Here is a 16,282-nt window from a genome sequence, read left to right as displayed (position 1 = left end):
GCGGCGGCGCACTCTCCATAGAGGCTCGCATTTGAGTGATCGCCGCGACAGTTCCTGCCGGAACATCGGCCCTTACCCGACGTTTTCCGCGGGAGAGGGAGAGACAATATGCGCAGTTCAACCGCCTATTTCGCAGGCGCCGGAACCGTGATCGCGGCGATCGCCGCGGGCCTCGGCGGCGGATACCTGTTCTTCAGTATCGTCAGTCCGCACCCCGAGAAGCACGGCAGCAGCGAGGTCTCGCGGCTGGAGCGGCGGGCGTCGCCGGAGCCGATCCCCGCCACCAACAAGGCGGCGCCCGAACCGGTGCCTTATCTCCCCGCGCCGCAGGTTTCCGCCGCCGTCGCCGAGACGCCACCTCAACCGCAGCCGGCACAACCGCAACAAGCCCAGCCGCAACAAGCTCAGCCGCAGCAAGCGCCGCCCCAGCCTGTGCCGCAGCAGGCGGCCGCACCGCCGGCCAATCCTCCCGCTGCACAGCCCGTTGCCGCCGCCGAACAGCCCGCAGCGCGCGAAGAAAAAGCAGCACCGCAGGAATCTTACGCCAAGGCGCGTGACGCCGACGTGAAGCGCGACCCCCGCCGCGAAGAAAAACGCAAGGCCGAACGCGAACGCCGCCAGCATTGGGCCGAACGGCGCAAATGGCGCCAGCGCGACGATGACGCCGATCTGCGCGACGTCGAGCGAAGGGTGCGCGAAGACACCGAGCAGCGGCCGCTGTTTGCCTCCGAGCCGAGGGTCGAGCGGATCGAGATGCCGCGCATCCGGCTGTTCGGCGGAGACGACGATTAGTATCCAGCGCGTCAGCGTGAGTGCCTGACGCGCTACAAAAAAATGATTGCGATCATTTTGGTGGGCAGTCGAAAATAAAAAGAGACTCGAGCGTATCGCGCTGCACGCCTGACTGCTTTTCCCGCTTCGGTTGCTGTGGCATCATCCCGCTAATGGCCGCAACAAGGCCAATAGCATGATCTCGGAAAAGCCTGCCCCGCACTTGATGCGGGGGGCACCGGTTTTCCGAAAGATCATGCTCAAACATGAAGCGGGAGGGTCTGCCATGGATGAGCGCACTACGCTTTCTCGTCGAAAACTCTTGCACACATTGGCCGGCGCAGGCGTCATCGCCGCGGCTGACCTCGCCTGGTGGGACGCGCCCTATATCGGCCCGCGCAAGGCGTGGGGCGCCCAGCCGGTGCGCTTCCAGTGGAGCGTTCCCGAGCCGACGCGCATTGCGCTGATGAATTCGCTCGCCGAGCGCTTCAACCAGTCGCAAAAGGATTTTGCGGTGCAGATCGAATATGTGCCGCAGGCGCAGGCGCGGCAAAAGCTGATCTCCTCGATCACCGGCGGCAATCCGCCGGATCTGTGCCAGGCTTGGGACAACTGGATCGGCCAGTTCAACGGCATGGGCGCGGTCGAAGATATCACCGCGCGCGCCAAAGCCTGGAAACATTACGCCGATGTCGCGCCGACGGCCTGGCAGACCGTCACCATCAACGACAAGATCATTTCGCTGCCGCTCGCCGTCACGCTCGACGGCATCTATTACCGCACCGACCGCGTCAAGGAACTCGGCCTCAAGGAGCCGACGCCCGACTGGACCTGGGACGAATTCCTCGCCATCGCCAAAAGCCTCACCAAATCAGACAAGAATCAATACGGTTTTGGCATGCGCGGCAGCGGCACTTGGGCGATGCTCTATCCCAGCGAGTTCGCCTATGCCAACGGCGCCGAAGTGCTGAAGGACGGCAAGGTCGTGATCAACTCGAAGGAGGCGATTGACGCCTTCTCCTGGTATCTCGACCTCGCGCTCAAGCACAAGGTCACGCCGCCCTCGATCGCCACCGACGGCTTCGTCGAGATCGTCGAAGCCTTCGGCCGCGGCGTCACCAGCATGTACCTGCACAATTCCGGCTCCAGCGGTCAGCAGAAGAAGAATGTCGGTATCGCCAATTTCGCCACGCTGCCGCTGCCGGTGGGCCCCGCCAAGAAGCGCGCCTCGTTCTGGTTCTCCGAGACGCTCACCACCTTCAAGGCCGCCAGGAACAAGGACGGCGCCTGGGCCTTCATGAGCTTTATGCTCGAGGAAGAGCCGAGCCTGAAATACAATTCCACGCTTGGCCTGTTGCCGGCGCGCCAGTCGATCCTGAAGCAGCCGGAATTCGCCAATGATCCCTCGCTGACGGGCTTCATCAAGTCCTTCGACATCGGCGTCGTCAGCCCGTACCTCGCCTATCCCGGCTGGGGCGGCAAGATCGACTCCGACGGCGTGCCGCTGATCCAGCAGGCGATGCTGGGCAAGATTTCCGCCAAGGATTGCCTCGATCGCTTTGCGGAGATTCTGAAGAAGGAAATGTCCTGACCGTCGTTCCGGGGCGATGCGCAGCATCGAACCCGGAACCTCGAGATTCCGGGTTCGCCTCTTCGAGGCGCCCCGGAATGACGGAGCAAAGTCGCCCGCCTTGGGAATCTGCATGACGATACGCTCGCCCGCAGCGCTGCGCTTCTCCTTCCCTTCTCCCCTTGTGGGAGAAGGTGGCAGCCGAAGGCTGCCGGATGAGGGGTCTCTCTCCGCGGGCAGGATACGACCGTCGGGCAGACCCCTCACCCAGGTGAGTTTGACGCCGCCTGCGTACATGCCCTCTCCCACAAGGGGAGAGGGCGCAACAACGCGCAGTGCGCGGTTGTTCTTGTCGTTATATCCCGTCGCGTCGCACAGCGCGCGATGTCACTGGAATCCTCCATGACCTCCGTAACTCTCGCCACCCCGCGCACCCGTCCCCTGATCTCCTGGCGCGTGCGAAAGCGCATGATCGGCTATCTCTATCTCGTCCCCGCCGCGCTCTGCATGCTGGCGACCGTGGTGGTGCCGATCTTCCTTGCCATCAAGATGAGCCTCTATGCCGATGTGCTCTACAAGCCGCAGGACTATCGCTTCATCGGGCTGGGCAATTATCTCCGCCTGATCGAGGATCCCGTCTTCTGGCACTCGCTGTGGAATTCGGTGGTCTGGGTGTTCGGCTCGGTCTTCCTGCAATTCATCTTCGGCTTTGCCGCCGCGCTGCTGCTGCATCAGGCCTTTCCCGGCCGCGCGCTGGTGCGCACGCTGACGCTATTGCCCTGGATCATTCCGGGCGTGGTGGTGGGGCTGATCTGGCAGTGGCTCTACCAGCCGAATTACGGCTTCATCAACGACTTCCTGATCTGGACCGGCCTGATGAGCGAGCGCATCGCCTGGCTGTCCTCGCCGGATACCGCGATGGGCGCGGTCATCTTCACCAACATCTGGCGCGGCATCCCGTTCTTCGCGATCATGCTGCTCGCCGGCCTGCAATCGGTGCCGGACGAACTCTATGAAGCCGCCCACGTCGACGGCGCCGGCGTGTTCTCGCGCTTCTGGCACATCACGCTGCCGATGCTGCGGCCGATCATCGTGGTCTCCACCGCCACCCGCATCATCTGGACCTTCAACTATGCCGACCTGATCTTTGTCATGACCGGCGGCGGCCCCGCCAACGCCACCCAGATCACCTCGACCTACACGCTGGTGCAGGCCTATTCCACGCTCGACTTCGGCTATGCCGGCGCGCTGTCGGTGGTGCTGCTCGTGGTGATGCTGGTCTTCACCGCGCTGTACCTGCGGGTGACCAAGGGCGTGGAGGAAGAATAATGGCGCGCCGTCACGTCCCCAGGGATCTCGCCGAGCGCCTGCTCGCCGGCCCCGTGATCTGGATCGGCCTGATCCTGCTCACCGCCTTCGCGCTGGGCCCGTTTATCTGGATGCTGCTGACTTCGCTGAAGGACCGCACCGAACTCTACGCCACGCCGCTGCAATATCTGCCGCGCCATCCCACCTTCGAGAACTATGTCGAGGCCTGGACCTCGCCGGTCACGCCGTTCTCGCGCTTCTTTCTCAACAGCCTCTGGGTCTGTTCGGTGACGATGGTCGCCACCACCATCGTCTCCGTGCTCGCCGGCTACGCCATCGCCCGCTTCAAATTCGCCGGCCGCGACGCGCTGCTGCTGATCTTCCTCGCGACGCAAATGTTTCCGAGCGTGCTGCTGATCGCGCCGCTGCTGACCCAGTGGCGCGCGCTTGGTCTGATCGACAGCTACCAGGCGCTGATCTACTCCAACTTCTCCTTCACCGTGCCGTTCACGGTCTGGATGATGGTCGGCTATTTCACCTCGATCCCGCGCGACCTCGAGGAAAGCGCGATGATCGACGGCTGCAACCATTTCGGCGCGCTCTGCCGCATCGTGCTGCCGCTCGCCGCCCCCGGCATCGCCGCGACCGCCATCTTCGCCTTCGTCGTCTCCTGGAGCGAACTCTTGTTCGCGATTTCCTTCACCACGGAGACCAACATGCGCACGCTCTCCGCCGGCCTGCTTTACATGGTCGGCCAGTACGAGGTGCAGTGGGGGCAGTTATCGGCGGGGGTGATCTTGAGTACCGTCCCGGTGGCAGTGCTGTTCGCGTTTTTGCAGCGGCATTTGATCCACGGGCTCACCGCGGGCGCGGTGAAGGGGTAGGGATCGTTGGGTGGGCCACCATCTTGTCCGCGGCGGCTTACGCCTTCAGCTAGCCCGCTCTACGGTCCTTCCGCGCCTAAGCTTTCCCGCCATCCTGCTTGCCGATAACGCAGCGCCATCCCGCAAGCCGTTCGGCCGGATGCTGCTTCATCCACTCGGCGAGCTGCGGCGCACCAACCAGGCAGGACTGTATAGATACGTTGGCGAAGTCCGAGGTTGTTACCGTCTGCTCGTGACAGTTGGCCGGAGACGAGAGACTGCAAAGCACGGCAATGATCTTGATCACGACAGGCGGTCGTAGATCGCGCGGGCTTCCCGGATCAGCCGGATTCGCTCACGTTCAGACTTTGGGACAAATTGAATAACCTCGCCCATGTCAGCTCCAGATCTCGGGGGGAGGATGATCAGATGACGATCATCATTTCCTACTGATGTGGGATTTCAGCGTCAAATTTGAAGCGCTGTGGCGGTAACGGAGTTATAAAAAGCGCGTGACTGGGGCAGGGATCGTAGGGTGGGTTAGCGAAGCGTAACCCACCATCTTTGCTCAAGGTTTATGCCGGAGCCTGTCATCGGCCGCGCTTAGCGTGGGACCGTTGGGCAAACGCTACTTGAGCCGCTCGCAATTCGTGGTGTCGCGGCCCAGCACGCTGAACCGCGGTGCCTTGTTGTAGAACGAGCCGGCCTTGTCCGGATCGTCCGCGGGCGGATGCGCGTTGTCCATCAGGAAGATGAGATCTTCCTCGATGCTGCCGCGGATCCAGCACGATCCTTCCTTGCGGACGAGCGTCGCAAAATATCTCCCCTCGCGCAGCCGCCGGGTCTGCTCCTTGTCGAGCCAGATGCGCAACACATCCTGCCCGGTCTCCACCCTTGCATTGGCCTCGCTGCGCGAGAACGGCACAAGGCTCATCAGCGTCCGGCCGGCCCCGTCAGTCGCGCCGGTCTTGACGTAGAAGCGGGTCTGCTGCGACTCGCAGGCGAACAGCGTCTTCTCCTTTGACGTATCGTTCCAGTCGGCGGGAAACAGTTTGCGCTGCTTCTCGCAACCGTCGGCCTCGAACGCGTGGGCCGATACAGCCGCCGCGATCAGCAGCGCCGGGATGAGAAGCAAGCGCCGGATTCGCATGAGGGCCCCTTAGTGCGGGTATTTCGTTTCAACCAATTCCGGAATTCGCCGTATCAGTCCGCCAAGTTCGCCCGAGGTCAGCAACAGGACGACATCATCCGCGCGCAGGACATCGCTCAGTCGTTGCAACGCCTCGTCTGGTTCATTGATCGCCTCGGCATCGTAGTTCGCCGCCCTCGTTCGCGCGACAATCTCGTCCTGGGTCAACTGGGCATGGGTGCCCGCGCCTTGGGACGCCGGCTCGAAAATGAATATCTTTTCCGCTCCCGCGAACACATCGTCATACGCCGCAATCGCCGCGCGGTTGCGCCAGGTGAAGGTGTGCGGCTCGAACACGACGATCAGCCGCTTGTTCGGAAAATGCAGCTTTGTGGCTTCGATCGCGCTGCGTGCCTTCTCGTAGGACGAGCCAAAGCCTTCGTAGACCGGCACCTTCGATCGCGGCGACAGCAATTCCATGCGGCGCTTGACACCCTGGAAGGTGCGCATGCCGGCGTGCAATTCCTCGGGCGTCAGCAGCTTCTTCTCCAGCAGCATCGCGGCCACACCGACGATGTTGTCGATGTTGTGGTCGCCGAGCTGCGTGGTCGACAGGCGCACGATCTTCTCGCTGCCGCGCATTAGGTCAAAACCGGTCTCGGCGCCGCGCACGATATTTTCGGCATGCCAGTTCGCCTTGTCGTTCAGCCCATAACAGACGATGGGACACGCAAGACCGGCGGCGAGGGCGCGGGCGTGCGGCTCGGCGCTGACGACCAGCAGCCCGTCCGATGGCAGCGAGCCGAGCAGGGTGCGGAACGGCGCGAGATAATCCGCGTGCGTCGGAAACACGTTGATGTGGTCGTGGGTTGCCGAGGTCAGCAGCACGTTCCTGGCGTTGTAGAGCAGGAACTTTGAGCGGTCGTCCCAGTTCGATGCCGGGTATTCGTCGCCTTCAAGCACGAACGTGTTGCCCTTGCCGCGCCGGGCGTGCGTGTCAAAACCGTTGGTGATCTCGCCGATGAAATAGCTGGGCTCCTTGCCCGCGCTCTTGAGGCACCAGGCGAGCAGGGCGGTGCAGGTCGATTTGCCGTAGCTGCCGGCCGCGACGATCGTCTCGGCGCCAAGGCTCATCTCGTGCAGCAGATCGGCGAAAGAGCGCACCGGCTTGCCGCTCTCCATCGCGGCGCGGACTTCCTCGTTGCTTTCAGGTACGAGCTTTGCGTTCTTGCCGATCACGATGACGTCGGCATCATCTGGAATATTCTCCGTCCGGTAACCCGAGGCGAACGCGATCTTCTCGTTCTTCAAATAGTCGCTGACCGGCGGATAGAATCCTTCATCTGAGCCGGTGATCCGCACGCCCATCTGCCGCAGCAGCAGCGCGGTTGCGCTCATGCCTTTGCCGGCGATGCCGATGAAATGCGCTTTCGAATAATTCACGCTCTATCCAATCGATCAGTCCGTAGGGTGGGTTAGCGAAGCGTAACCCACCATCCTCTTCGCCACAAAAGCGGTGGGTTACGCGGAGCCTGTCATCGGGCGCGCATTCGCGCGACCCGTTGGCTAACCCACCCTACACGCTGCGGCTTCTATCGCGATTCGCCGGAAAATTCGCGTTGCAGTACGGCCAGCCGATCGAGCGCAGCTTGCGGCAACGGACCTTTCTCCACCGCCGCCAGCGCGTCCTCGAACTGCTGTGGCGTTGCCATGCCGACCAAAATGGTGTCCATCGCCGGATGCGAGATCGCAAACCGCGTCGCGGCCTCGGTCAGGCTGCCGGCAAAGCCCTCCGTCACCAGCGGCATCAGGCGGCGCGCGCGATCGATATCGCCGTCATAGCTCATGGCCGAGCCGAGCGGCTCGGGCGCCGGGCTCGCAATCGGGTGGCGCTCGGCCGAACCGGACAAGGCCCCGCCTGCCAGCACGCGAATGCCCACTACGCCGATTCCGGCCGCCTTGGTGTGATCGAACAAGCGACCGTAATCCTGCGCCGGATAATCTTTCGGCAATTGTTCGCCCGCGGAAGGGTTGAGCATGTTGTAGACCACCTGCGCGCTGTCGAAGACGCCGGCGTCGATCACCTGAAGCAGCGCCGCGGTATCGCCCAGCGCCGTGATCCCGAGGAAACGGATTTTCCCCTGCGCGCGCAGCCGCTCGAACGCCGGCACCACGTCGTCCATCACCTGCCGCACGCTCAACGACGATCCGCCTCCCGTCACGGTGATCGGATTGTGCAGGTGGAAGATGTCCACGCGATCAAGACGAAGGCGCGCGAGGCTGCCTTCGAGCGAAGCCGCAATCGCGTCCGCCGTGCGGCCGGGATCGCCGGCGGCGAGGCGCACCTTGGTGCCGACGATGGCATTGGCCGGCTTCAGCTTCTGGAGGACGCGGCCGAGATTCTTTTCCGATTCGCCGTCGCCATAAAGCACCGCCGTATCGAAATAGTTCACGCCGGCGTCGATCGCGCGCGCGACCACGCGTTCCTGGTCGGCGGGATCGCCGCGCACCATCAGCCCGCCGACGGCGCCGCAGCCAAAGCCAAGCACGGAGACCTTTAGCCCCGTGCGGCCAAACGTTCGAAATTGCATTGCTGTCTCTCCGGCTGCCGACCCGTAGGGTGGGTTAGCCGAAGGCGTAACCCACCATTCTCCTCGCGCGAAAGCGGTGGGTTACGCTTCGCTAACCCACCCTACGATGCTATCGCACCTGCACCTCAACCAATCCTAGCCCCGCAAGCTCGAACCGGTAGCGTCCTTCGTCTTCCGGAAACACCGTCTTCATCACGCTTCCCGTCATCACCACCTGGCCCGCCTTCAGGCCTTCGCCGCGCGAAGCGAGCTGCGTCGCAAGCCACGCCGCCGAATTGAAGGGATGGCCGAGGATATCGCGCCCATAGCCTTCGCCGATCGCGGCGCCGTCCTTGGTGGCGCGCCCGAGCACAGCCTCGAGGTCTGGCCATTTCGTGGAAAATTCCGACAGCACGATGCCGGCGTTCCAGGAATTGTCCGCCACCAGCGAGCGGACATCGAGATTGCCGTAATCGGCGCTGCGGTCGTCGACGAGTTCGATCGCCGCGCAGACGCCGTCGATATGCGGCGCGATCGTCTCGGCGGTGCAGGGCCCGACCGGCACGTCCGACTTGATGCGAACGGCAATCTCGAATTCGAGGCCGAGCCGCCCGTAATCCGCGCGCCGCACGGTGGCGCCCGATTGGTGCACGCGGCGCGCCAGCACGACGCCGCCGATCGGATGGTCGATCCCGCAAAACTTTTGCATCGTCGCCGACGTCAGCCCGACCTTGTAGCCGGCCACCTCACCGTGCTCGCCCCGCAGCAGCGGAACAAACCGCTCCTGGATATCGTAGGCGTCGGCAATCGTGGCGGGACCGTCGGGCGGCGCAAGCGTCCTGAACCGGATGTTGGCCTTGTGTTCGGCAAGCAGCGTTTCGGCCGCGCGCCGGGCCGCGATATCTTCCATGGGCTTTCTCTCCCCTGATTGTTCTTGTCGGTCCGGAGCGGACAATAGCGGCGAGGGGCCGCCACACTCAATCCTGTGCCCGCTTGCCGGCGCCCTCGTCGGCCCACGCCTGCGCCCAGGCGCTGAGCGGATTGAGGGCCGTGCGCAGCTTGCGCCCCTGCGCCGTCAGGCAATAGCCGCCGTCGGCATGCGTGACGATATCGGTGGCGCGCAGCTCCTTCAGGCGCGTATTGAGCAGCCCCGGCGTGGTTTCGCAGGCCTCCTGAAGCGCGCGAAAAGTCAGCGGCCCGTCGCGCAGCTCCCAAAGAATGCGCAAGGCCGTGCGCCGCCCGAGCAGGTCGAGCGCCACCATGATGGGGCGTCCCGTCTTCGAGCCGCGGACTGGCGTCCCGACCTTCGGCACGCGGTGGCGAGGCTTTTTTGATGAACTCATGACGCGAAACCTACCCTGCTTTTCGTTGCCGATCGACAGTCTTGATTCTGGCTTACCGAACGCGCGCCGCACTCCGTCCGAATCGATGCCGCTTGCATCTTTTGGACAATGCTATAAAATTGATAGCAACCAATAGCGTCAGCATCGAAGCGGGAGCAGGCAGATGACAGATCGCCGGCATCATTACAGCACGCACCTCGTCTGGACTGGTGCAGCCAAGACAAAATCCTTCCGCAACCATGTCCGCTCCTATGAAATCAGCGCGCCCGGAAAACCGGTGATTGCCGGATCTTCCGATCCGGTGTTTCGCGGCGACGCGGCGCGCTGGAATCCGGAGGATCTGCTGGTCGCCTCGCTTTCCTCCTGCCACAAGCTCTGGTACATGGGCCTTTGCGCGGCAGAGGGTATCGTCGTGCTCGCCTATGAGGATGAAGCCGAAGGAATCATGGTCGAGGAAGCGGTCGACGGAGCGGGCCAGTTCGTCCAGGTCACGTTGCACCCGCGCGTCCTGCTGGCCCCGGGGTCGGACAGGCAAAAGGCCGAGCAACTGCACGAGACGGCGCATGCCAACTGCTTCGTCACGCGATCGGTGAATTTTCCTGTTCTTCACGAACCCGTCGTCGAGGTCGCTGTCCCGCAAGGCTCCTGACCTTGGCCGCGAGGCTGATCGTTCTCTATCCGCCGCCGCTCGATGCGAAGGCCTTCGAACGCGCGTATTTCGCAAGCCACATGCCGCTGATGCGCCGTCTCGTCGGCGCTGGCGCCGTGTTGACCACCCACCGCGTTCGCAACGTCGCCGGCGCGCCGCAGGACATCTATCGCGTGGCCGAGATCAAGTTCGAGAGCATGGATGCACTCAGGGCGTATGTGACCTCGGATCGGGCGCGCGAAGGGCGGGCTTCATCCGAAAAGGTCTCAACCGGCGGAACGCCGACCTATCTGATCTGCGCCACCGATTGAACCGGCTGCCTGGCCGCGGTCGGTCTGTCGGGCAAATCACTTCTGATTTTCAGAATCAATGTCAAGCCCCGAAATCAAAAATATTCCTCTTGTCAGTTTCGGCAAATCAGAATTATAACAGCGCAGGGGATGTCGGAGTGTTCTCCGCTCACCTGTATGCTCGTGTGCACCTTTTTGTTGCGCAAGCAACGCACACGAGACCGCGGGTGCAGCGCGCACCCGGCATTCCCTGCGCCCTCTCTCGTAGAGGGACACGAGATCGCAATACCTCGGGCGAAAATGCGTCGCGAGAACGCTTCCGCTCGTCATTCCGGGGCGCGCCCTCTTTGGCGCGAGCCCGGAATCCATAACCACAGGCCGCCGTTGTTTCAAAGAAAGCCGTTAACCATCCTGCCCAAACAACAACCGCTACGGCGTATGGATTCCGGGCCCGCGCCAAGTGGCGCGTCCCGGAATGATGACGGTGGTTGCATTGAAGATTGAACTGGAAAGCGAACCTGTCACGCCGAAGCTCGCAAAGCGTATGCGGAAAACTTGGCCGCGCCACGCGAAGCCCGCCGGGCGTAGCGTGGTGCCCCTGGCCGGAATCGAACCAGCACTCCTTGCGGAACTCGATTTTGAGTCGAGCGCGTCTACCAGTTCCGCCACAGGGGCCTTCAGGACACGGACCTTTGGGGCCGACTGTCGCGAAGCCGGCGGAATATAGCTGGCGGCCTGTTCCGGTCAACCCGCGCGGATGTGAATGTGGCGCGCCTCGACAGAAAAGTGCCGGCGCGATACCACAAAGTCGGTCAAGGCCGAGGAGATCAATGTGACACTTGCCGCCGCCAATCCGTCACAGCAGGGCATCGCCTCCAATTCCGCGCTGATGGCCGCGCTCGCGATCACGCTGGTCGCGGCGGCGACGCTGGCCGGCGCCTGGTTCTTCCAGCTCGTGCTGGACATCCGCCCCTGTCCGCTCTGCCTCGAGCAGCGCTACGCCTATTACCTCGCCGTCCCGCTCGGCGCGCTGACGGCCTTTGCCGCCGCGCGCCACGCGCCGCGGCACCTCCTGATGGCGGCGTTTGCGATCCTGCTGATCGCCGCGCTCGCCAACGCCTATCTCGGCGGCTACCACGCCGGCGTCGAATGGAAGTTCTGGCAGGGTCCGACCGATTGCTCCGGCCCGGTCCTCGATCTCAGCAAGGCCGGCAATCTGCTACAGCAGCTCGATACGGTGAAGGTGATCCGCTGCGACGAGGTGCAGTGGCGTTTCCTCGGCCTGTCGCTCGCCGGCTACAATGTGCTGATCTCGCTCGCCATGGCCGCGATCTCGCTGTGGGGCTTTGTGGCGTCGGCGAAGCGAGCCTAGTCGTCCACATCGTCCTGCGGCCGTCCGAACAGATGGACGATACCCGGGGTGGCGATCGAGACGAATACGAAGCGCGAGAGGTGATGCGCGCCGACGAAGATCGGGTCGATGTGCAGGGTCAGCGCCAGCGCCAGCATGGCGTCCATCGCGCCCGGGGCAAACGCCACCACGATGTCGGAGAAGCGCACATTCGTCATCAGCACCAGCACGGCGACGAAGACCGAGGACACCGCGATCGCCACCGCAAACGAGCCGAGCCCGGCATTGACATGGGCGCGCAGCGTCTTCAGCCGCATCCGCGCAAAGCGCGAGCCGATCAGCGCGCCGATGCCGACCAGCGCCACGTTGCGCATCCAGCTCGGCAGGCCGCCTTCGACGAGGCCGGCGCCGTGCAGTAGGCTGGAGGCGAGCATCGCGCCGAACATCCAGCTCGCCGGAAATTTTGCCAGCCGCAGCAGCAGCGCCACCGCGATCGAGGCCGCGATCAGCGCAGCGAGGCCGATGGGAGAGGCGACCTCCGCCGACAGGATCGTCGGCGCCGAGGGCGCCACCCCCGCGACGACCAGCACCAGCGGCAACGCCGCGGTCAGGATGATCACCCGAATGGTCTGTACGACGGCAATGCCGGCAACATCGGCACCTTTCTCGGCCGCAAGCACCGTGATCTGCGACAGCGCGCCGGGGCTGCCGGCGAGCAGCGCGGAGGTCTGGTCCCAGCCGTGAAAGCGCTGAAGATAAAGGCTGCTGCCGAAGGTCGAGCAGAAGGTGGCGAGCGCCAGCAGGCCGATGGTCAGCGGATATTCGCTCACATGCTGGATCAATTGCCGCGACACCAGCGATCCCAGCGAGATCCCGAGCAGCAGCAGCACGGTCTGCGTCATGACCGGCGGCAGCAGCAGTTGCCGGCCGCAGAGCGCGGCGCCGCCGACCGCGATCATCGCGCCCGAAATCAGCCCGCCCGGCAGGTTGGCCCACAGGAACAGCAGGCCGCCGGCGGTGCCGATCGCAATCGTCTCCGCCACGCGCAGCGTTTCGCTGCGGCTCGGAAGATGTTGGGCCAGCGATGTCGGGATCATGTTCACGCGGGCCTTATGGCAAATCCGCGAACAGGCGACAAATGCGCCCCTGCCATGGGGCAATGCGCATTTCCCGATGCGGTTGAAGGACCGATCTGTGTTTCGATGTGTGCCGTACGATATACGGAGAAAGTCGAACAATATACGGAATATATCGCATATATCCGTACGATAGTGAAAATGTTCAGAGAACGTTCCCGCAACTACAGCCTTTATGAACGGCATATGAACAGAATGGGTGCCCGAAAACAGAATATTTTCATCACGTCATTGGGAGGCCGCGTTGTCGCACCTTGCGGTTGCGTTAGGATGCGCCCGTTCAGCAATGCCCCCGTAGGGAGACTCAGGGATGAATAACCACGCGAAATTATTGTGTGCCGCCGCCGTGACGGCGTTCGCCGCTTCCATCGCCATTTCGCCGGCGCAGGCGCTCACCGCGCAGGAATGCAGCGCCAAGTACCAGGCGGCCAAGAAGGACGGCACGCTGGGCGGCCAGAAATGGAATGACTTCCGCAAGGCCCAGTGCGGCGCCGACGCAACACCCGCCGCGGCGGCACCGGCCGCGCCCACTGAACCGAAGGCTGCGGAAGCCAAGCCCAAGGAAACCAAGGCCAAGGAAGCCAAGCAGAAGGAGGCTGCCGCGCCGGCCGCTCCGGCGGGACCTGCGGTCTTCCCGAACGCGGTCGACCCGAAATATTCCAAGGAGAGCGAAAGCAAGGCGCGCATGCACACCTGCGTCGACCAGTACAATGCCAACAAGACCACCAACGCCAATGGCGGCCTGAAGTGGATCCAGAAGGGCGGCGGCTACTACAGCGAATGCAACAAGAAGCTGAAGGGCGCGGCATAAGCGGCCTTGCGCTTGAGGCGCGGCCGCTCAATACCGGCCGCGTCTCATGCCCCGTCGTCGATCAGCTTTTCGGCCGACTTCGCCACCAGCTGCGCGCGCTTGCGCGGACCCCGTTCGGGAAACAGCAGGCTTTGACCGAAGATAAAGCTGTAGAACAGAAACGCCTGCGCGTCGGCGTCCTCGGAAGGAAGTCCGGTCGCGCGATAGAGCTGGCCGACATTCTTCAGCCGCGCCGCATCGACGCTGGCGACCGCGGCGGCGGCATTGTCGTCGGCGCGGGCCCATTGCCGGATCGCAAGCTCCACCGCCATGCCTTCGGTGTTCATCCGTTCGGAATAGAGCCGGATCAGCGCCTTCAGCCGCTCGCGTGCGCTCACCCCGTCAAGGCTGGTCTGCGCCTCGATCGCCGCGATGCGCCCGGTGCTCCAGTTTTGCAGCATGGCCTCGAGCAGCGCCGCGCGGTCGCGAAAGCGTCGATAGAAGCCGCCCTTGGTGACGCCAAGGTTTTTGGCCAGCACCTCGACCCGCACCCCCTCGACCCCGGAGCGGGCAAGCTCCGCAAACCCCGCCCCGATCCAGACGTCGTCCTTGCTGCCGGCTGTCAATGACGCTCTCCCGATCGTGATACGGTGCCGTATTGCTACCCCGGCAGGCCGGTGATACGCTACCGTATCAAAAATCGGAGGCGGGAGCGTTTCGATGGAGGAGGCGACCTATCGCGGCACGGTCTATCCGTGGCAATGCGACCATGTCGGCCACATGAACGTCATGTGGTATGTCGGCAAATTCGACGAGGCCACCTGGAATTTCATCGCCCGGTTCGGGTTGACCCCCAGCTATCTCCGCAGCTCAGGGCGCGGCATGGCCGCCGTGCAGCAAAATATCGCCTACAGGCGCGAGCTGCTGGCCGGCGATATCGTCGAGATCAGGAGCAGGCTGCTCGGGATCCGCGAAAAATCGATCCGCTTCCTGCACGAGATGCGCAACGTCGAAACCGGCGAGATCGCCGCGACGTGCGAGCTTACCGGCGTGCATATGGATCGAAAAATCCGCAAGTCAGCGCCATTCGAGGAATCGATCCGCAACATCGCGGCGCAGCATGTCGTCGTTCCAGAACCAGAGGCAGTCTGAAGCAGATGCGCTTCGAACCGAAAAACCCGGACTTTCGCCGCGTGGCGGCCGACACGTTCGGCCGGCAAGTGGCGATGCGCACCCTCGGCATCTCCATCGCGCGTCTCGATGCCGGTGAGGTCGATCTCGCGATGGGCTATTCGTCCGACCTCACCCAGCAGAACGGCTTTATCCATGCCGGCGTCATTACCGCAGGCCTCGACACCGCCTGCGGCATCGCTGCCTTCACGCTGATGCCGGCCGGCTCTGACATCCTCACCGTCGAGTTCAAAACCAATCTGCTGGCGCCTGCCAGCGGCGAGCGGTTCTACTTCCGCGCCGCCGTCGTCAAGGCGGGCCGTACGCTGACGATCTGCGACGCCCGCGCCTATGCCGAGCGCGGCGGCGCCGAGCATCTGGTGGCGACCATGACAGGCACGCTGATGGCGTTGCAGCCGCGCCATCCAGCAAAATCGCAAGGCAGGGTCCTGGCAACAACCAACTGACCCGCGCTGCTCGCCGCGGGCGCCGTCGGCCGGGGACTGGCCGGCCGGCGATCCGCGCGACCTGTCGCGGCGCCCTCAATATTGCCTTGCCATCGTCATTATTGCGGTAGCGCTGTATATGCTGGCGCGTAACTTATCCGTGTCTTAAGCGTAGACTCCTGCGCTACAACAGATCGGGCCACCGCGGTCCCAACGAGACCAGCAGATATGAAAAAATCAATAGAAGTGCCCGTACACCCCTCGCTCACCCGCCGCGAGGCGCTCGGGCTGCTCGGAGCAGGCCTGCTTGGTGCCGCGTCCGGTCCGGCATTCGCCCACGACGACCATGAGAAGGTGCTGACCGAAGCGCTGGTGCTTCGCGATCCCGATATTCCCGTGATCGGAAATCCCGACGGCGACATCTCCATCGTCGAATATTACGATTACAATTGCCCGTACTGCCGCAAGGTCGCGCCTGAAATCCGTCAGGTGGTGCAGGACGACGGCAAGGTGCGCCTCGTGCTGAAGGACTGGCCGATCCTCGGCGAAGTCTCGAAGATCGCGGCGCGCATGGCATTGGCCGCCAAATACCAGGACAAGTTCGTCCAGGCGCATGAGGCGCTGATCGGCGTCAGCTCCCGCCTGACCGAGCCGCGCGTCCGCGAACTGCTCGCTGGCGCCGGCGTCAACATGGATCGCCTGGCCAGCGATCTCACGGCGAAGGGGAAGGAGATCGACGCCATCCTCAAGCGCAACGCCGATCAGGCGGAAGCCTTCGAATTCCGCGGCACGCCGTCCTTCATCGTCGGCAAATTCCGCGTCCCCGGCGTTCTGACCATGTCAGAGTTCGAACTGGTCATTGCCGACGCCCGCAAGGCGCTGGCGAAAAAGTAGTC

The 16,282-nt window shown here is 63.5% G+C and carries 19 protein-coding genes and 1 tRNA gene; 11 read left to right on the top strand and 9 right to left on the bottom strand.

The window, feature by feature from the left end; genetic code table 11:
* Nucleotides 1-108 precede the first annotated feature (108 nt).
* From JQ628_RS08480 to JQ628_RS08465, 4 genes are all read left to right on the top strand, one after another.
* A complete protein-coding gene (locus JQ628_RS08480) occupies nt 109-792 on the top strand; it encodes a hypothetical protein (RefSeq protein ID WP_212221820.1) in 684 nt (227 codons plus the stop codon).
* A 265-nt stretch (nt 793-1,057) separates the two neighbouring features.
* Nucleotides 1,058-2,362 carry an ABC transporter substrate-binding protein gene (locus JQ628_RS08475; protein ID WP_212221818.1) on the top strand — a complete coding sequence of 435 codons (1,305 nt, stop codon included), beginning with the start codon at nt 1,058-1,060 and terminating at the stop codon, nt 2,360-2,362.
* 381 nt (nt 2,363-2,743) lie between these two features.
* On the top strand, nt 2,744-3,670 hold the full coding sequence (locus JQ628_RS08470) for a carbohydrate ABC transporter permease (protein WP_212221816.1): 927 nt from the start codon (nt 2,744-2,746) through the stop codon (nt 3,668-3,670).
* Entirely contained in the window at nt 3,670-4,533 is an 864-nt protein-coding gene (locus JQ628_RS08465) for a carbohydrate ABC transporter permease (RefSeq protein WP_212221814.1), read from the top strand. Before JQ628_RS08470 ends, JQ628_RS08465 begins: the two co-directional genes overlap by 1 nt.
* 76 nt (nt 4,534-4,609) lie before the next feature.
* Here the strand turns inward: JQ628_RS08465 and JQ628_RS08460 are convergent, their stop codons facing one another.
* From JQ628_RS08460 to JQ628_RS08435, 6 genes are all read right to left on the bottom strand, one after another.
* Nucleotides 4,610-4,819, bottom strand: a complete 210-nt coding sequence (locus JQ628_RS08460; protein WP_212221812.1) for a hypothetical protein — start codon at nt 4,817-4,819, stop codon at nt 4,610-4,612.
* Nucleotides 4,820-5,140: 321 nt separating this feature from the next.
* Nucleotides 5,141-5,662, bottom strand: coding sequence for a hypothetical protein (locus JQ628_RS08455; protein ID WP_212221810.1), 522 nt, complete (start codon nt 5,660-5,662; stop codon nt 5,141-5,143).
* Nucleotides 5,663-5,671: 9 nt separating this feature from the next.
* Nucleotides 5,672-7,084 (bottom strand): UDP-N-acetylmuramate--L-alanine ligase, encoded by a 1,413-nt coding sequence (locus JQ628_RS08450; protein WP_212221808.1) that lies wholly within the window; start codon nt 7,082-7,084, stop codon nt 5,672-5,674.
* Nucleotides 7,085-7,233: 149 nt separating this feature from the next.
* Nucleotides 7,234-8,232 (bottom strand): aldo/keto reductase, encoded by a 999-nt coding sequence (locus JQ628_RS08445; RefSeq protein WP_212221806.1) that lies wholly within the window; start codon nt 8,230-8,232, stop codon nt 7,234-7,236.
* A 109-nt stretch (nt 8,233-8,341) separates the two neighbouring features.
* Nucleotides 8,342-9,121: a 2-keto-4-pentenoate hydratase gene (locus tag JQ628_RS08440; protein ID WP_212221804.1), complete on the bottom strand. Its 780-nt coding sequence runs from the start codon at nt 9,119-9,121 to the stop codon at nt 8,342-8,344.
* A gap of 67 nt (nt 9,122-9,188) precedes the next feature.
* A complete protein-coding gene (locus JQ628_RS08435) occupies nt 9,189-9,554 on the bottom strand; it encodes a winged helix-turn-helix transcriptional regulator (RefSeq protein ID WP_212221802.1) in 366 nt (121 codons plus the stop codon).
* 163 nt (nt 9,555-9,717) lie between these two features.
* On the opposite strand from JQ628_RS08435, the gene JQ628_RS08430 reads away from it, so the two are divergent.
* Together JQ628_RS08430 and JQ628_RS08425 are read left to right on the top strand one after the other, a co-directional pair.
* Nucleotides 9,718-10,203, top strand: coding sequence for an OsmC family protein (locus tag JQ628_RS08430; protein WP_212221800.1), 486 nt, complete (start codon nt 9,718-9,720; stop codon nt 10,201-10,203).
* A 2-nt stretch (nt 10,204-10,205) separates the two neighbouring features.
* Nucleotides 10,206-10,514, top strand: a complete 309-nt coding sequence (locus JQ628_RS08425; RefSeq protein WP_212221798.1) for an EthD family reductase — start codon at nt 10,206-10,208, stop codon at nt 10,512-10,514.
* Nucleotides 10,515-11,083: 569 nt separating this feature from the next.
* Here JQ628_RS08425 and JQ628_RS08420 read toward each other — a convergent pair.
* Nucleotides 11,084-11,168, bottom strand: a tRNA-Leu gene (locus JQ628_RS08420).
* Between the two features lie 214 nt (nt 11,169-11,382).
* Here JQ628_RS08420 and JQ628_RS08415 point away from each other — a divergent pair.
* Nucleotides 11,383-11,865 carry a disulfide bond formation protein B gene (locus JQ628_RS08415; RefSeq protein ID WP_249127683.1) on the top strand — a complete coding sequence of 161 codons (483 nt, stop codon included), beginning with the start codon at nt 11,383-11,385 and terminating at the stop codon, nt 11,863-11,865.
* Here the strand turns inward: JQ628_RS08415 and JQ628_RS08410 are convergent.
* Complete coding sequence (locus JQ628_RS08410; RefSeq protein ID WP_212222230.1) at nt 11,862-12,941, bottom strand: AbrB family transcriptional regulator; 1,080 nt, start codon at nt 12,939-12,941, stop codon at nt 11,862-11,864. The genes JQ628_RS08415 and JQ628_RS08410 overlap by 4 nt on opposite strands.
* A 349-nt stretch (nt 12,942-13,290) precedes the next feature.
* Between JQ628_RS08410 and JQ628_RS08405 the strand changes: the two genes are divergently transcribed.
* Nucleotides 13,291-13,791, top strand: a complete 501-nt coding sequence (locus JQ628_RS08405) for a hypothetical protein (protein ID WP_212221794.1) — start codon at nt 13,291-13,293, stop codon at nt 13,789-13,791.
* Between the two features lie 44 nt (nt 13,792-13,835).
* Here the strand turns inward: JQ628_RS08405 and JQ628_RS08400 are convergent, their stop codons facing one another.
* A complete protein-coding gene (locus JQ628_RS08400; RefSeq protein WP_212221792.1) occupies nt 13,836-14,396 on the bottom strand; it encodes a TetR/AcrR family transcriptional regulator in 561 nt (186 codons plus the stop codon).
* A 94-nt stretch (nt 14,397-14,490) separates the two neighbouring features.
* Between JQ628_RS08400 and JQ628_RS08395 the strand changes: the two genes are divergently transcribed.
* The 3 genes from JQ628_RS08395 to JQ628_RS08385 all read left to right on the top strand — a co-directional run bounded on the left by JQ628_RS08395 (nt 14,491) and on the right by JQ628_RS08385 (nt 16,280).
* A complete protein-coding gene (locus tag JQ628_RS08395) occupies nt 14,491-14,922 on the top strand; it encodes an acyl-CoA thioesterase (RefSeq protein WP_212221790.1) in 432 nt (143 codons plus the stop codon).
* Nucleotides 14,923-14,927: 5 nt separating this feature from the next.
* Nucleotides 14,928-15,407 carry a PaaI family thioesterase gene (locus tag JQ628_RS08390; protein WP_212221788.1) on the top strand — a complete coding sequence of 160 codons (480 nt, stop codon included), beginning with the start codon at nt 14,928-14,930 and terminating at the stop codon, nt 15,405-15,407.
* 207 nt (nt 15,408-15,614) lie between these two features.
* On the top strand, nt 15,615-16,280 hold the full coding sequence (locus JQ628_RS08385) for a DsbA family protein (RefSeq protein ID WP_212221785.1): 666 nt from the start codon (nt 15,615-15,617) through the stop codon (nt 16,278-16,280).
* Nucleotides 16,281-16,282 lie beyond the last annotated feature (2 nt).

Origin of the sequence: Bradyrhizobium lablabi (assembly GCF_018129385.1) — a bacterium.
Taxonomy (GTDB): Bacteria; Pseudomonadota; Alphaproteobacteria; order Rhizobiales; family Xanthobacteraceae; genus Bradyrhizobium; species Bradyrhizobium lablabi_C.
The sequence above is the reverse complement of the archived record's forward strand: the minus strand, read 5'-3'. Positions and strand labels throughout refer to the sequence as shown.

What these genes read in the sequence shown, in the direction of transcription:
- JQ628_RS08455 (WP_212221810.1), bottom strand. Translation starts at nt 5,662, where the DNA reads ATGCGAATCCGGCGCTTGCTTCTCATCCCGGCGCTGCTGATCGCGGCG.
- JQ628_RS08480 (WP_212221820.1), top strand. Translation starts at nt 109, where the DNA reads ATGCGCAGTTCAACCGCCTATTTCGCAGGCGCCGGAACCGTGATCGCG.
- JQ628_RS08470 (WP_212221816.1), top strand. Translation starts at nt 2,744, where the DNA reads ATGACCTCCGTAACTCTCGCCACCCCGCGCACCCGTCCCCTGATCTCC.
- JQ628_RS08440 (WP_212221804.1), bottom strand. Translation starts at nt 9,121, where the DNA reads ATGGAAGATATCGCGGCCCGGCGCGCGGCCGAAACGCTGCTTGCCGAA.
- JQ628_RS08465 (WP_212221814.1), top strand. Translation starts at nt 3,670, where the DNA reads ATGGCGCGCCGTCACGTCCCCAGGGATCTCGCCGAGCGCCTGCTCGCC.
- JQ628_RS08410 (WP_212222230.1), bottom strand. Translation starts at nt 12,941, where the DNA reads ATGATCCCGACATCGCTGGCCCAACATCTTCCGAGCCGCAGCGAAACG.
- JQ628_RS08385 (WP_212221785.1), top strand. Translation starts at nt 15,615, where the DNA reads ATGAAAAAATCAATAGAAGTGCCCGTACACCCCTCGCTCACCCGCCGC.
- JQ628_RS08415 (WP_249127683.1), top strand. Translation starts at nt 11,383, where the DNA reads ATGGCCGCGCTCGCGATCACGCTGGTCGCGGCGGCGACGCTGGCCGGC.
- JQ628_RS08430 (WP_212221800.1), top strand. Translation starts at nt 9,718, where the DNA reads ATGACAGATCGCCGGCATCATTACAGCACGCACCTCGTCTGGACTGGT.
- JQ628_RS08390 (WP_212221788.1), top strand. Translation starts at nt 14,928, where the DNA reads ATGCGCTTCGAACCGAAAAACCCGGACTTTCGCCGCGTGGCGGCCGAC.
- JQ628_RS08395 (WP_212221790.1), top strand. Translation starts at nt 14,491, where the DNA reads ATGGAGGAGGCGACCTATCGCGGCACGGTCTATCCGTGGCAATGCGAC.
- JQ628_RS08435 (WP_212221802.1), bottom strand. Translation starts at nt 9,554, where the DNA reads ATGAGTTCATCAAAAAAGCCTCGCCACCGCGTGCCGAAGGTCGGGACG.
- JQ628_RS08405 (WP_212221794.1), top strand. Translation starts at nt 13,291, where the DNA reads ATGAATAACCACGCGAAATTATTGTGTGCCGCCGCCGTGACGGCGTTC.
- JQ628_RS08445 (WP_212221806.1), bottom strand. Translation starts at nt 8,232, where the DNA reads ATGCAATTTCGAACGTTTGGCCGCACGGGGCTAAAGGTCTCCGTGCTT.
- JQ628_RS08475 (WP_212221818.1), top strand. Translation starts at nt 1,058, where the DNA reads ATGGATGAGCGCACTACGCTTTCTCGTCGAAAACTCTTGCACACATTG.